This window comes from uncultured Ruthenibacterium sp. (genome assembly GCF_963558415.1).
Taxonomy (GTDB): domain Bacteria; phylum Bacillota; class Clostridia; order Oscillospirales; family Ruminococcaceae; genus Ruthenibacterium.
This window is the reverse complement of sequence record NZ_CAUWGY010000010.1, coordinates 36593-51543: the sequence shown is the minus strand read 5'-3', so window position 1 is coordinate 51543 and position 14951 is coordinate 36593. Positions and strand designations below refer to the sequence as shown.

The window sequence follows — 14951 nt, the reverse complement described above, 5'->3', positions numbered from 1 at the left end:
TTATTGGAGGCACGTCCAAACTGATCCTTGGCCAAAGCCGTTAGTCCGGCCGTACTGGTAAAGGCATTCTTTACATCCGACAAACTGGTACTATGCAAATCGGTGATGGTATCAAAATACAATGGCACCGTCAGACGAGCCGGCTCACCAGCGGGGACCTGCCCCTGGTCGGGGGTTCCATTGCCTCCCAAACTGCGGCGCTGCGCAAGATGAACTCTGCGCTCCAATGTATACTCCGATGGATTAAACTGCACGATCACTGTTTTCTTATCCGCAGTCGTGCGCGCGTTGGCGCCTGCCACAATCTCCAGGCGGGCTTTTTCCAGTTTGGCAGGTGTCAGTGCACCCACAGCCTTATTTTTCAATGTATCTGTCAATGCCACTGCTCACATCCCCCTTCTCATTTTTTCGCTGCGCAGACGGGATTCAATTTGCCGATATACCTTATCCGCAATGCGCTCCACTTCGCTCAATGGAATCCGTTCAACTGTTCGGTGCATCTGGTTTTCCGTCGGATGCGAAGGCGACGCCTCTTCCTTTTCAACTATTTTTTTGTGTGTTGTCCGGGTACGGTGCACCGTTGGAATTTCGTTCACCTCTTGCTGAGATTGAGAAGCGGCCGCCACCGGATTTTTCCGCAACTCCATCACCGCCGGGGAATCGGCCAGACTGGCAACTTTTTGTTCTGCATTATTTTGTTGAGTGGGATGAACAAAATTGGAAACGGCCTCATTTGAAAAGAGATTTTTTTCTTTTGCAGATAATGCAGAATACAATCTTTGCGAAGAAGTGGTCATTGTCTCGGTTGTAGACAACGAACTCGGATTTATACGAGCATGCGGAACTGCCAAGGAATTCAACATGCGATGCTCAAAACGGGACTTGGGCGATAAAGCACTCCCTGCTTTCTCAGAGAACGCAAACAAAGAACGCACAGAACGACTCTCTTTTGACGGCTGGACCAAAGTTTGCGGCGAAATTGAAACAACTGTACTTTGTTTTTCCGCCACTTGCTGAGACGATACAAGCATGTTGGTTTTTGAATATTGCACTCGACCGTCCCCTGCTGGCCCGAGCAAAGAGTCCCCTTGTTCCATTGTCTTTTGTAGATGCGTCATGGCTGCGGGAACTTCTGATTGCATAAACTGAGGTTGCTGACTTAGTTGTGCGGGAATGGTAACATTCCGCCCGGGCAACTCAGCCTGTTCGAACGATGCTTTTGAATCCTTTCTATTTTCAAACTTTGCCGATACCTGACCCTTTTGAAGCGCTTGTGTAAAAACCGCCGGCTCATTTGGATTTGAGCCTTTTGGCTTTGTCGTTTCTTCTCTATGCGTCATGGTCACGGCAGTTGCCAAAGACTGTTTTGTTTGAGGAATCGTTGTATCTCGTTGACTCCACTGAGCCGAGGAAATTTTCTCTAACCTTGGATTTCTGCCGGTGTTTTCTTTCACTTTTTCCGTTTTGGGATGGGTCAATTCTGGTGCCGAAAGGTTCTTTACGAAAGCTTGTTCTGCCATCGGCTTTTGCATTCCTTGAACCACTTGTTGTTCTGGAACAGTGGCGATGCTTTTCTCGGCATTTGCATGCATGTGCCCACCAATTTTTGTTTCAGGAGGATATAGTATCCCTTTTGTATTTTCTACTGTTCCCCTTGGGTTGCCCCTTTTTTGCGGACTTTCAAAGTCCGAACCATTTGACTTTGAACCGTCCGAAATCATACGCTTTTCCCCTACGGTTGTCTGCGCGAGAGCTGTCTGCAGTTTTCGGGATTTCTCTAAAAGAGTCGCTTGTGTCCAAAGCTGTCTTTCTGCACTTCGAAATGTGGAACGAACATGTTCCCACTCCAGTCGAGCGGGACGAGGTTCCAAAACGGGACCATCCTGCGGTTCATCCTGATCTACATGTCCCAGCGGCACAGAACGCGTACTTTGCCCAATACTTTTACTGTCCGATTTCTCTTTTTTTAAAAGTCCGCTTTGCTGCGTAAATCCTTTTTGTGAAAGTTCAGGATTCTCTTCTTTTAAAGTCCGTTCAACCGGTACATGTTGCATGGAAACAGGCAACTCTTTTTCAGATTTTAAAACAAGGGAATCGGATACTGTGGTGTTTACACTCAAATCGTTTCGAGCACGACTGTGTTCTTTCTCCGGAGATTTTTGTTGAAAATCCGCAGTCAATGCTGGAAACTCAACCGGGGACAACGGCATGTGTGCGGCACTTCGTGCCAGATGTACGACGGAAACAGGACCTACGCCTTTCAAAACCGGTTGTTTTTCTGTCGCGGATTGGAGTTTGCCAGTCTTGTCGAAATCTATTTCCACGTGTCTATCCAGCATACGTACGCGCCGCGCTCCAGCACGCTCGGCCTGTTCCAGCGCATTGGACAGATGCAATGCCAGAAATCGAAAATCCAATTGCAAATTTACAAGTATGTTTTCTTGCAGGACGCGGGTAATCTGGTACAAATTTTGTATGTAATTTTCACAGTGCGACTGCGGCACATCAACCGCCGGAGCGCTGGCCAGCAACTCCATAGGGGCAGGTGCACCTACGCTTGAAGCAAATCCAGTGTAGCGTGCGATGATCTCCCGGGTGAGAACAGGATCCAATACCGGCCGCAGCATCTCCAGTTCCTCCTTTTGCGTTTAGATTTAAAAGGTCGAAATGCCCAAGGCCGATAGGGCCCCGCCCAACAACTTTCCTGCGATTTGATGATTTTCCAACGTTTCGTAAGCCACCTCAAAACGTTCGATGAGCACTTCACTGTTCATCGCGTCCAAGTCGTTGACGCTCCACTTTTTTACAACTGCACCGTGTACCTGGTAAAGTGTTGCAATGGCTCCGTTGCGGTTCCCCACTAAAATAAAAATGTCCTGAGGAATGCGCTGCCCCACGGCAAAACGCAAAGTCAAAAGATCTGTAACCAATCCTCGATCCGCCAGGCCTCGCTCAAACACCAATGTGCGCTCGGTACTAACAGGACGGCGCAAAGAGTAGACTCGATCGTTCACTCCCCCTTCTTGAAAGGGCTCGGTTTCGATGGACTCCTCAATATTGGTCACCTTGGAAAAACCCAAGCGGATGTTGTTAATAAACACCTGAAACTTGTAGCTCGGCACTGGTTCGGGCTGTAAATTCAAAAGTGCCTTTCCCACGTCCATGATTTATACCTCGAAAATGTTTTTCGGCGTCTGGTTCAACTCTTTGTGGATGGCAGAGATCTCTGCGCAGAACCGCCGCCGAGTCTTGTGATCCAGCGTCATAACCGTCTTGTAATCCCAATGGTAATAGTAAGAAATAAAGGACATTTCCTTGTACAATTCCTGCTCGGGATAGAGGGTTACTCCGCCTGCGTAAAATTTACTTGCTGTTCAAACTTATGGCCACATTCGGGACACACACAAGTCTCTACAATGGGTTCTACGGCATTGATCCGCTGGTACATGCTCTGCAAAAAAGCAAGGTCCGAAGAATAGAGCCGTTCGATTACCCGGGGATCAATCTTGGGCACAGTGCCCAAGCTGGTGATGACTCTGGACAGTAAAATAATGGTGAGATAGCCGGGGTTCTGCACCACTCGGGGATCTCGCAACGGCAAAATCTCATCGGCCGCGGTTGCAAGGCGCATCACGCCATGTTTATGCAGCGTTCCGGTAGAATCGATGTACCCTTTGGGCAGATCAAACTCAAATTCTGTTGCAAATTCTTCCATGATCTATTCCTTTCAGCCCCGGCCTCTAAAGAGGCCGGGGCACTGGCAATTACTGATCTCTACGCATTTCTTCAAAGGCCAGCTCAACACTCTCAAAAGCGATTTCGCTGGAAGAGGCATTGAAGTCTGGTGCAGTGTATTTGCAGGGCCAAGCGTTTACCAACGTCCAACTGGCGATGTCATTGTGGGCGTCGTCCTGCAAATAGATGGTGATATCCTGTACCCGGTCTTCGGCGGCCGCTTTTGTACCGTCAGAAATACCGGCTACCCATTCATAAAAGGACAAATTTTCGGTCATGCCCCATTTCAGCGTGACGTTGCCGTATTTTGTCAAGCCAGGCATTTTACGCGGAGAGTTGATTGGATCGGTCCCTTCGCGGTACTCAATCACGTCTACGCTGGCGTCAAAGCCGCTGACTTCAGAGAAGGCCGCGACATCGATACTGTCGATCTCCACACGGTAATTGTATTTTTTAAAGGGATAGGTATTGACTGCCATAATTGTTATCCTTCCTTTCGTTCACTTCGCCGATCGCGGCGTCACTCTTTCATGTTCTGGGTGATGCGGAAGATGACAAATTCCGCGGGACGGCTGGGAGCGGCGCCGATGACGCAGATCAAGCGGCCATTGGCGATGTCCTGTTCTGTCATGGTGTCGCGGCCGATATTGACGAAGAAGGCCTCGTCTTCACTGGCACCTACCAGCGCACCAGAACGGTACATATCCCGCAGGAACGACACAATGGTACGCTGTACACGCAGCCAAAGCACTTCGTCGTTGGGTTCGAATACGGCCCAGTTGGTCTGTGTCCGGATGGTCTCCTCCAAATAGATAAACAGCCTGCGTACGTTTACGTATTTCCACAAGTTGTTGGACGAGCAGGTGCGCGCTCCCCATACACGGATTCCTTGACCCGGCAGTGCTCGAATCAGGTTTACACCGGCAGGATTCAGAAGATCTTGTTCGCCCTTGTTGTACATGCAAGAAAGTCCCATGCAATTGTTGACAACTTCGTTGGCAGGGGCTTTGTGTACGCCACGGGTATTGTCGCTGCGAGCATAAATGCCGCACACCGCACCGGAGGGCGGAATATACGCGGGACGTTTCGCCGCCATATCGTATACTTCCAACCAGGGATGATACATAGCCGCGTAATCAGAATCGACAATTTCCCGGTGGGTCAGCAGATCCTGTGGCTTGGTCATCTCCAAAGGCATATCCAGCACTGCAAAACGGCTGGCCAGATTCTGGCAATGAGACACCAAAGCCAACTGTACAGCGGCACTGGTAATACCAGGGATGGCCATGATGCTCACATTGGTTACCTCTTCAAACGCAGCCAGACCCGTACGATTGCCGGGGGCATCTCCGCCGCCAATATACATGGCGTCGTCCACCTTTTTGCAATTGCCATCGGCCCCACCAGACATTGTGAATACGGCCTTCTCACCGGCTGCGTCACCGGCCAGCGCCAACATCGGCGGGCAGACGTCCTCTACGGGAGTCACTTTTACATTGACCAACGATGAACGCGCCAGTTTGTTTCCAATGTAACTGGCGGACTGAGGATTCAAAGAAACTGTCTCATACGTTTCCACGGCGTCCTCACATACAATTTCGATATCAACTTCGCAGGTAGCCAGCACTCGACGAGGCACAAGACCTGTATCCACGATATCCTGCTCGAACTCGTTTTCAAAAGCCACCTCATTGCCCTGTACCCGAGAAACCCGATTGTGTCCGGCCAGACGGCCATTCTCATACAAAGCTACCACGTCTCCCACGCTGAAGGCGGCGGCATTTTTTAACGTATAAGTCTTTGCAGCGGCAGCATCTTCGCTAACAGCGACTGCCTGTGTCTTTCCTTTCGACGAAGCGGTGACAGTCACACGAATGGCGTTGCCCCATTTGCCCGGATTTTTGGCGGTAAGTACTACACAGCTCATCACTGCGCTGGCCGCCTTGGCATCGGAAGGAGCCACACGCATTACAAAGCAGCGAGCTCCACCGTTGGCAAAAAACTGCTCTACTGCATAGGGCAAGAAACGGTTTGCACCATGCGTATTTTCGGACAGATAACCGCCGAATTTACGTTTATAGTCCGCAAAACTTGTAATGAATTCGGGTGTTCCCACCACTGGTCCACGCTCGGCCATGCCGATAAAGCCAGCCGTGCTGGTGCTGACGCCTTCCATGGCGCGCATGCCAGATTCAAATTCTTCCACGTACACTCCAGGGGATAAATACTCAGCCATAATTGTCTGGGTCCGGACGGTCATTTTCCGGACCGCTCCTCCTTTTCGATTTGTTTTTTGCATTGCGCGGGGTGTCAGTTGCCTACCGTTGTTTTTATCTGCCCGGGGGACGTGATTTGAATCACTCCTCCGTAAGCACACATAAGTTTACAAGTGCTGTTCAGCGCCGGCATATTTCCCAGCAGCACCGTTGCACTGCCTGGAGTCCAAGGTGCTGGAATCACCGGTACACAAGGCATGGGGGTGAGCACCCCCAGTGCGGCAGTTGTGGCCGAGGCCACTGTTGGATTTGCCAGCGAAGAACACATGCCAAAAGGAACGATGTTGACCATAGGTTTCATGTCCATGATATTGGCCGCCGGTGGCCCGCCACACAAAACTTTGTTCTGAGGGGTCACCACCAGTGCGCTGGGCGCCATACCAAAACTACACATTAGCTGTGCACCAGCGCACACTAAATTTCCTGCCATCGCATCGCCTCCTCATCGTAATATCGAATCTGCAAAGGGTTCTCATCCGCATGTATAGGGATACTGCACCGTCCTGCTTCATTTCCAGGTGCACAAGCCACCAGATATACAGATTCACCTTCTTTATGCGAATGAACCGGAGCATGGTCTACACCATAGCTTCCATCCGGAAGACGTGAGGTAAAGGTAAACAATTCAGCACGTTTGCCCTTGCCGATACACACGCGCCGGCCCAGCAAATTTTTTGCTGTATAGCCCCGCAGGCGCATTGTATCACCGCAAAATTCTTTCAGTTCCAGTGGCGGATCCTGTGGTAGAATCGCTACCGCCAACAACCCGGGTGGGGCGAAAGTCTCCATCCATTGGCAATCTGAAAAGCCGCTATGGGGTTTCCGATACATCTGAACGGTTCGCAAAGGCAAGCCCGGCGCAAGGGCCGAGGCCTCAATGTGTACTGTGCGGGGAAAGTACCGCGCACTCTCGATTCTCACATCCCAATGGTCCTCGTGCGCAGCACCTGGTGGTGCGGTGAACACGAAAAAACCTTCGGACTTTCGTACAGGACGGAACGGGCGGCCGTTCACAAAAAAACGCTGCCCGCCATCCGCAACGATCGATGCACTGAAATCATCTTTCAAAAGCAGTGCAAACCGCACGGAAATTACAATCAAAATCACATCACCTTCTTTCGGCAAACACCTTTTCAGCGTCTGCTCATCGGGGTGTGCTACCCCGCACTTCAACCTCACGCACACGGGCAAAGGTCTCTTGCCTGCGAGAGGAAAGCATCAGCGGGGACACGGAAAAATAAACGCCCAATTGATACGGAACCGACAACGCCGTCCAAATCTTGGTTTTTTCCTCAAAACTTAAAGTCAAAAACGAAATGGCGGCCTGCTCTTCCAGCTCTGGTGAATAAGGATGCGCCCGATTTACGTCCAGAGCAGGATAGTCGGACAGCACCTGAATCGCTCGGCCTAAAATACGCTGTTCGGTCTCGGCACCCGTTGCAATCTGAGCCTTGCTATTCAAAAACAAAAGATAGTGCAGCGTCAGAGGCCTTGGGGGACGGCGACGAATGTTGTCCGCTCCGCGCTGCATCGCACCGGCCCGATACTCGCCCAGTTCCCGCAAATCGTACAAATAAAGCCCCAATTGAAAATCCCCGTTTTTGTCGGTAGGAGCCGCCAACCGGATGGACTCAGGCGCACTGACGGGCGCAGGACACATTTGAGCGCGAAGCAATTTCAACAATTCGGCGCTTACATCTGCCACAATGGAAAAATCAGCCATTTACATTACCCCTTTCGGATGGAGTAGTACATCACTGGTACGCTTGTACCGTCATCCAGCACCGTACCGGTCTGATAGGGATAGCAATATTCATACACCAGCCCGTCTTTTTCTAAAATCTGCCGTTGAATCTGATTGGCATAGTTCATACCACTCACTTCCACAAACAATTTGTTTTGCTCATCCATTTGGAATGTAACGTTCGAAAAAGCGGTCGGCTCATTGGTCCGCATTTGCTGAATCGCCACACAGTCCTCAATACCAGGCGCTCGGTCCTCCTCATATACATCTTCGGACAAACTTTCCAACGATACGTAATCGCCGCAAACTGTGACTTTTTGCACAAACACTTTGGTTTTATCCAAATCCGCCTCAGCTTGCCACACATTTGAGTCGATTTCAAAATAGAGCGTCAGATTTTTCTGAATGAACTCCGGGGGTTCCGGCTCCACCTGAGTTGACTGGCTGGACGACGAACTCTGCTGTGAGGAAGCTGTTGACGAGGAAGAAGATTCGCTTTGGCTTCCAGAAGAAGACGCATCTGGCGCAGAAGATGCATTCGAAGATGCCTGTGATGAAGATGAATCATCGGAAACCACCCAAGCCAGCGGACGTATTGAACCGCTTGCTTGTGTGCCCAGCAGCCGAATCCCGCCAGTGGTAGTACGCGCTGCGCTGGGCATGTAGTAAAATGTCTGCGTTTCATCGTCCTTTGCAGCTTCATTTTCCCACACATCTACTTTGACCCGGCAGTCCATGGTCACCACTACATCGGCCTCTTCGTATAAAAACACGCTCTCGGTATCGGTGTAATAAATGCGTGGCGTTTCCGTAAAAGCTGCTTCCAAGTCCGCTAATGTTGCCCCTACCAATGCACTGTAATTGATTTTGCCATTGTAAACGGGACCGGTGTACAACGCCCGGCCCTGGGCACTGTACAAGGTTCCCTGTCCTTGAGGCTCTCCTTGGAAAAATTGTCCAGTGTAAGCCACCACGCCCGTGTCGTAATATTCGGTACCTTCTCCATGGTACTGATCGCTGGCAAAAGAGCCTTCGTACAGAAGAACACCTGTTTCGCTGTACGCTTTGCCCGTACCATCTCTCAGTCCGTTTTTAAACGAACCTTCATACAGCACTGTTTGCCCATCTTCTGCATAAAGAACGCCTTCGCCGTTGTATTTGTTTTCCGAAAATTCGCCTTCATACTGTCGGTTTCCTGAAGGCCAATACCGTACGCCCTGACCATTGTACTGATTGTTTTCAAAACCGCCTTCGTATACAAGACGTCCCTTTCGATCCCACAGAGTTCCGTTTCCAGTACAAACGCCTGCGACAACATCGCCTACGTACACTACTGTTCCGTCTGCTGCGCGTATATTTGCCACGCCGGTGTATTCGGCCAGATCCAAATCGTCAAAATCAAACGTAACCGTGGTGGTCACCGTTTCTGACTGGACTGGTTGTACCGACACTTTTTCCGCAAACAGCGAAAAGTACAAGAATACACCTGCACACAACATCAGTATCAAAGTGAGGAACAGCTTTTTGTATACCCAATACCGGCCGATGCTGAAGTAATCCTTGGGTGACTGAGGCCGGAGTGTGATCAGGGACTTGACTTTTTTGGTAAGACCAGGGATCAGCTTCGCCGTCAGAATATTGACGTTGAAAAGCCGCTGGATTCGCACAATCAGCATCCGAAAAGGATTGGTGACCGCAGTCACAATGCGCTTGAGCACGCTCGCCAGCAGTTTGAACAAAGCTTCACCCCCTTTTTAAGTCTCAAAGCCGCTTTTCACAGCGGAAAATATATGTGCGGGATACGTTGTCATATTGGTTTTCCCGCAAAACTACAGCGAACATGTTTTTTGCGTCGTACCATCGGCCTGCACGATACAATTCCATGGCCTTGTCAAAGGTCGCCCGAGTCTCATTGATCAGGCGGATCTGTTCCGGAGTACAACTGTCGTAAAAATCATACAAACCAAAACGAGTTTCATCGGCGCCTTCCGGACATCCAATAAACCGATGGAAGTAGTTTTCTTCGTCTACTCCATCTAAGGCGGCCCGTGTAACTACCAATCTGCTGGAAAAACGCCGCAGTTCATCGGTCTGTGCAGCCAGTTCATCCATTTCTGTGCTGATCATCGTGGGAACTAACCTCCGTTCATCGCCGCAAATGCCATAGTACACATCGGTCTTATGTACCAAAAAGAAAGCTTCCATCCGACTTTGTACTGAAGTAGCTGCATTCGCTTCATCCAAACGAGACAGTGCCGACAGTGCAATGTCCACGGCGCTGTCGCCGCCGGCAGGACAAATAACCTGAAGTCGGCGCAAATTAACGCTGTCCGTAAGCAATATGGCACCATGCTCTTCACAAAGATTGTCCACAATGGCAAAAAAGCGATCTGTGCGTTCTTTCACCTGGTCTTGTGTCAACCTGGATAGCAATCGCAAATCTACACTTAGAATGTGATAGGACGCATATTGTCCACTGGCCAGATCTAAGTCGCCCAGATTTTCTTTTCCCAAAAGCTGAAACACTTTCTGAGGAATAAACCGAAAATATGTAGCACTTGTTTGACGCAGGTTGTAAATTTGAACATCAATGTCTCCTGCCATTTTGTTAAACACACGCACAATACCGGAAAATTCCTCCGAATCGGCATCGTCCAGCCGCACCGTGCGATCCCCCTGGGCAAACAATTCGAGCCCCTGTTGAATCTGATTGAGCGGCCGCAGTACCCGCCGAAATGCCAGCGCCAACACACCGCTGACCACGGCTAGGAACACCGCACCCACTAAGCAGAAACTCCATAGATACCCACGGGTATACACACGTACATTGTCCATAAGAATGCCGGTCTCCAGCAAATACACCGTACTGCCGGACACTCCGCCCACCGGAGTGACACATACCAGCCGCTCGCCATTTTTGTCCCGCAGAACACCGGTCTGAGCGGTACCTGTGTATGCGGCCTTCAAATACAATTCGTCCGCTTCAACATTCATATTGACACTGAATGGATAAAAACACGGCGCATCCCGATCCACTCCGGTGTATAGCTGTCCCCGTTCGTAGTAAGCAATGCGCGTATAGACAGAACGGGTATTCATCTGATTTAACAGATACCCATAATCATCACCGGTATAATCGTAAGGATATTCAATTCCTTCAAAACTTTCGGTGCCAAACAGAGCCATCAGCATATTGCCCTCATCTACTACCTGCTTTTCAAAGCTCTGCCGAATGGAAGTGGCATATGTACGGTAGGAGACTGCTCCAAACAAAACCACCGACAAGGTCAAAAGCGGAATTGCTGCACTCATGAGTTTCGCCATCAGCGTTCTTCTTCCACCCAATGCACGCAGCACGCTGCAAACCAATGTTAGTATCACCACAAAAGCAGTGGTCCAAAGTACCAGCCATAGCACTGTGCTACCCAAAAGTTTTGCAAGACCCGGGCGCGCCGATGAAATAACTTCCACCTGCCCGTCCACAGACAAAATGAGCTCATAACGGTTCTCGCTCTCGTTTTTGACAACGCCTGCAAAATTTTGTTCGTTGCCCATAGATGCCTGCACCAAGTCGACCGGCGCATAGCTGCCTGTACCAGAAAATGGCTCGGTTCCGCTTTTCAGCACAGTGGTCTCACGCGTGGAGAGATTGATGGACAAAAGATCTCCGCTTTCCTGTTCTCCCAAATACATGGACTCGGTATCAATGGGCGAGGCAAAAATCGGATACATCACCCGGTCCAGCACACGAGCGGGATAAATTTCTTCCGGAGCCTGTTCTTCGTTCGCCACAAACAATTTTCCCGAGCCGGAAATGTAGGCGGCACTGCTGCCCATAGCCCAGGCCCGCCAAATTCCCTCATTTTGATCCAAAGGATAAGTACGGCTGCTCTTGGGAGTGATTGCATCCTGTACCAGCCCTTCAGGTTCGTACACATCACGCACCAATTGCATTCCATCGGGAGTGGTTCCCAATACACTGACAGAACTGGTCACGGTCAGCCAACGCCAGCGCACACCTTCTTCTCCCGCCGACAGCACATGTGAGGAAACTTTTTTAAACAGCAGCCGGTCCGGTCGATAGACAGCCAGTTCCTGGCTCATACGCTCGCCGGTCAGTGGATCACTCAAATCCAGCAGCAGATAAACATTGCCCGTACTGTCCGCAGCCATATCGCTCAGCGTGACCAGATATCCGCCACTTTTTTGTGGAACGCTAAAGCTTCCGATCACCGTTCCACCTGACCCAACGTGCTCCACCGCAAGGCCGCCGTCCTGATATTGGGCAACCAGCACTCCGCCGTCCACATACTGTATGGCGGCGATGTTGGTGAAACTGTGAAATGCCAGCACCACGTTTTGCAGCACAGTCAGACATACAGCTAACACCAGCGCTGTGGTCAAAATGGCCTTGCTTGCTTTCTTCACCCTTTGTTCCCTTCTTCCGGTTTTATTCATTCTCGTCCGCCAAGGATACTTCGCCGATGGTCTGCACACCACCGTAACTTACATTCTCCCGGGCGGCACTTTGAGCAGATATTCGCATAGAGATCTGCCACGCGGCATACCCAAGAGTAATACATACCAATACTGCAAGAAAAATAGCCATAGAGTGCTGCCGAACCGATGCAACGATGCCAAGAATTCGATCCCACACCAGACGCAATCCTCTGTGAGGCTGCTCCGGATGATCCGGCAAAGCACGCACCGCAGCGAGAATGGCCCCGATGGTCGAAAAGCCGCCCAACTGCACCTTTTTGAAAAATGCAACCAACTCCCGCGGATATTGGGGAATCTGACCGCCAGTACTTACTGCATAAGGACGGCCCAACACATCAAATACCAAACTCGCCGCTGTTTGACAAAAATACCCTTCCGTTCGGCCCGGACGATAGTCGGCAAAGTCCAGAAAATAGTTGAAATAAACCTGACCTGTTTCGCTTAGATTGACGCATCTTCCGTTCAACACCAGCACAGCTACATCGGGTGGGAGTTGTGTCTCGGCACAGGCCGCTAGGAAATTTTCCGCCATGGTCCGGCGATGCACAAAATCCACACCATAAATGCCCTCTCGGCTGGTCATCAAACTTTCCGATCGGTAGCGGAACACAAGGTGCAACGCCTCGCCCTGGGTGGCACTGCCCAAAAAATCTCCGTTGTTTTCAAAAGCCCCACCTGCTATGAGCCCCGCCACAATGCGTCGAACGTCGGGGGCAGTGACGGCCACCACCGTATACAATGTACCGCAAGCACGCCGCTGGTCCTCACACACTACAATGCGGTTCACTTCGTTCGTCAGTACCAAACGCACTGGCTCCAAGTCCATGTTCAGGACCGCAATCACGTGCCCTACCCCCTTTCTCGCCGATTAATCCTGCGAGGATTCTTTCTTTTTCTGACTCACAATTGCAAAAGCATACGTATACACCGTAGGATCGCTGACGGCCTCTACCCGAATCTCGTATACGCCTTCTCGAGCAGGAGCGGTATAGGTACCATTGTTATCAATGCTGCCACCCTCCGGGTCCTTGATGGAAAATGTACACGCTTCGCTAGGCATATTGATAAATACCGGTGAAATGTGTGCCGTACTTTTTGGTTGTAGCACAATGGTATCCGGATTTACCAAAAGCATGGGTTCGCCGGCCCGATGTTGCTGGAATTGCTTATCAATTTCACCTGCGCGGAAAGCAAACCACCGAACGCGAAGGCTAATAAGTCCGGTTTCCTCCAAAAGCCGCAGCCCCACCACAAACGTTCCTCGCTCAGGAAGGACCTTTACGGCTGTGGTCATTTGATACACTCGCTCGGCGGCACTGTGCTCTCGGTCCGACGCAAAAATGGAGGTATCTCCGAAGAGAAGCTCTCCCGATGTTCCGCCGTCACCGTCAGCCGCGATGTATTCCACACCCACCTGCACGCACACAGGGCCGGGTCCCAATCCGTGCATGATCTCATCGGAAAACAGAACCTGACGTGCGGATCCTCCCATACCAATGGGGAAATCGAATACTCCACAAGAAGTGGTTCTGGAAGGTTCGGGACGATCGGCCGTTACTCCTGTACGTTGAGTGGGCACATTTACAACGGCCTCGCTTGGCTGTACCGCGCTCTCGCACGGATAATACTCTTCCAAACGACGAAGCATCATCAATTGCTGGGCATTGTAACAGTATTGTCCCCAGGGGACCGGTTCCACGCGGTCAATAATCACCGATGTCCCCTGACGAATTAGACGGACACGCGCCAGCCAAAGCCGTTCATCATAACTTTCTTCAAGCTCTGTATCCATGGATTTTTCATAATAATCCGACAGATATCGACTCTCGATATCGCAGTCCACCGGTTTCAACGGAATCTCCAACATCTGGTTCAAATCAAACGTCTCATCGCCGCGCCGAATGGCAAATTGCGAAAGCGTCAACGCGGTATTTCCGCCGCCCCACAGATATTCCTCAGGACGCAGCACTGTATAAACGGTGTGTTCCTGTCCTTGAGAAAGCCGCAAATTTTCACAAGCAATGTCTGCTCCTGCTCCGTCCGGACCTGCAAAGCCCGGCGCATCCAACCGGTAGGTAAATGCATATTCACCGGTACCTGCTCCTGTACGGCGAATGGTAGTGGCTACGCGGACAAGACTGCCGCGAGCTACATACATCGGGGTGCGCTGGACCAGTTCTACATCCGGGTCGGAATAAATAGCCGTACAGCTTACAAAACCATCCATGGGGGACGGAATGGACGCGGCCAGTTCTTCATCCAACAAGGTCAGACGATACTGTTCCCGCACCCGGTTATAACGGGTTTCGCCGCTGGGGTCCATGACCGCGTACATCTCTTCCGCCGGCTGTTCGTCGTACCGAATTCCCAGCAGCGCGCAACTGGAAGCCAACTGAGCAAAACCTTCGATGGTGGACAATTTGACTACCTGAGTGGCCGGGACAACGATCTCCCGGCCTGAGGCATCGTAAGCACAGCCTGCCTGAATTACCAAGGAGAGATCGTCGGCCCGGATCACCCCCAGGCCCGCCACAATTCCGTTTGCACCGGTCAAGCGGTTTGCCAGACGGCGCTTATCGTTGTAGTAGCGCTGCTCCTCCTCAAAATCCCGCGCGGTGAGCAGCTTGCCGTAGTAATAATTGTTTCGCTGGAAAGGAAAGTATTTACGGTTCAGCATCGGTCTGCCTACTTTCTTT

General features: G+C 50.9%; 13 protein-coding genes and 1 pseudogene. All 14 read right to left on the bottom strand.

Going from position 1 to position 14951, the window contains the following annotated elements:
• The coding region (locus AB5H98_RS03210) for a hypothetical protein (RefSeq protein ID WP_367924475.1) at window positions 1–383 on the bottom strand (383 nt) is incomplete at its 3' end.
• A 3-nt stretch (window positions 384–386) separates the two neighbouring features.
• Window positions 387–2627 carry a hypothetical protein gene (locus AB5H98_RS03205; protein WP_367924474.1) on the bottom strand — a complete coding sequence of 747 codons (2241 nt, stop codon included), beginning with the start codon at window positions 2625–2627 and terminating at the stop codon, window positions 387–389.
• Window positions 2628–2654: 27 nt separating this feature from the next.
• Complete coding sequence (locus AB5H98_RS03200; RefSeq protein WP_367924473.1) at window positions 2655–3164, bottom strand: phage tail protein; 510 nt, start codon at window positions 3162–3164, stop codon at window positions 2655–2657.
• Between the two features lie 3 nt (window positions 3165–3167).
• A pseudogene (locus AB5H98_RS03195) lies at window positions 3168–3332 on the bottom strand (DUF6760 family protein); the annotation flags it as partial.
• Between the two features lie 11 nt (window positions 3333–3343).
• On the bottom strand, window positions 3344–3715 hold the full coding sequence (locus tag AB5H98_RS03190; RefSeq protein WP_367924472.1) for a phage tail assembly protein: 372 nt from the start codon (window positions 3713–3715) through the stop codon (window positions 3344–3346).
• Window positions 3716–3764: 49 nt separating this feature from the next.
• Window positions 3765–4214, bottom strand: coding sequence for a phage tail protein (locus AB5H98_RS03185; RefSeq protein ID WP_367924471.1), 450 nt, complete (start codon window positions 4212–4214; stop codon window positions 3765–3767).
• 41 nt (window positions 4215–4255) lie between these two features.
• On the bottom strand, window positions 4256–5995 hold the full coding sequence (locus tag AB5H98_RS03180; protein ID WP_367924470.1) for a phage tail sheath family protein: 1740 nt from the start codon (window positions 5993–5995) through the stop codon (window positions 4256–4258).
• 50 nt (window positions 5996–6045) lie between these two features.
• Window positions 6046–6441 (bottom strand): DUF4280 domain-containing protein, encoded by a 396-nt coding sequence (locus tag AB5H98_RS03175; protein WP_367924469.1) that lies wholly within the window; start codon window positions 6439–6441, stop codon window positions 6046–6048.
• Window positions 6426–7196 carry a hypothetical protein gene (locus AB5H98_RS03170; RefSeq protein WP_367924468.1) on the bottom strand — a complete coding sequence of 257 codons (771 nt, stop codon included), beginning with the start codon at window positions 7194–7196 and terminating at the stop codon, window positions 6426–6428. The genes AB5H98_RS03175 and AB5H98_RS03170 overlap by 16 nt, the downstream gene beginning before the upstream one ends.
• Window positions 7156–7734 carry a DUF4255 domain-containing protein gene (locus tag AB5H98_RS03165; protein WP_367924467.1) on the bottom strand — a complete coding sequence of 193 codons (579 nt, stop codon included), beginning with the start codon at window positions 7732–7734 and terminating at the stop codon, window positions 7156–7158. The genes AB5H98_RS03170 and AB5H98_RS03165 overlap by 41 nt, the downstream gene beginning before the upstream one ends.
• A gap of 5 nt (window positions 7735–7739) precedes the next feature.
• On the bottom strand, window positions 7740–9494 hold the full coding sequence (locus AB5H98_RS03160) for an MORN repeat-containing protein (RefSeq protein WP_367924466.1): 1755 nt from the start codon (window positions 9492–9494) through the stop codon (window positions 7740–7742).
• 22 nt (window positions 9495–9516) lie between these two features.
• A complete protein-coding gene (locus AB5H98_RS03155; RefSeq protein ID WP_367924465.1) occupies window positions 9517–12183 on the bottom strand; it encodes a hypothetical protein in 2667 nt (888 codons plus the stop codon).
• Window positions 12184–12205: 22 nt separating this feature from the next.
• Complete coding sequence (locus AB5H98_RS03150; protein WP_367924464.1) at window positions 12206–13099, bottom strand: hypothetical protein; 894 nt, start codon at window positions 13097–13099, stop codon at window positions 12206–12208.
• Between the two features lie 24 nt (window positions 13100–13123).
• Window positions 13124–14932: a hypothetical protein gene (locus AB5H98_RS03145; RefSeq protein ID WP_367924463.1), complete on the bottom strand. Its 1809-nt coding sequence runs from the start codon at window positions 14930–14932 to the stop codon at window positions 13124–13126.
• Window positions 14933–14951 lie beyond the last annotated feature (19 nt).

Coding starts and splice junctions, on each gene's coding strand:
- AB5H98_RS03180 (WP_367924470.1), bottom strand. CDS start 5,995: ATGACCGTCCGGACCCAGACAATTATGGCTGAGTATTTATCCCCTGGA.
- AB5H98_RS03190 (WP_367924472.1), bottom strand. CDS start 3,715: ATGGAAGAATTTGCAACAGAATTTGAGTTTGATCTGCCCAAAGGGTAC.
- AB5H98_RS03185 (WP_367924471.1), bottom strand. CDS start 4,214: ATGGCAGTCAATACCTATCCCTTTAAAAAATACAATTACCGTGTGGAG.
- AB5H98_RS03145 (WP_367924463.1), bottom strand. CDS start 14,932: ATGCTGAACCGTAAATACTTTCCTTTCCAGCGAAACAATTATTACTAC.
- AB5H98_RS03175 (WP_367924469.1), bottom strand. CDS start 6,441: ATGGCAGGAAATTTAGTGTGCGCTGGTGCACAGCTAATGTGTAGTTTT.
- AB5H98_RS03165 (WP_367924467.1), bottom strand. CDS start 7,734: ATGGCTGATTTTTCCATTGTGGCAGATGTAAGCGCCGAATTGTTGAAA.
- AB5H98_RS03205 (WP_367924474.1), bottom strand. CDS start 2,627: ATGCTGCGGCCGGTATTGGATCCTGTTCTCACCCGGGAGATCATCGCA.
- AB5H98_RS03200 (WP_367924473.1), bottom strand. CDS start 3,164: ATGGACGTGGGAAAGGCACTTTTGAATTTACAGCCCGAACCAGTGCCG.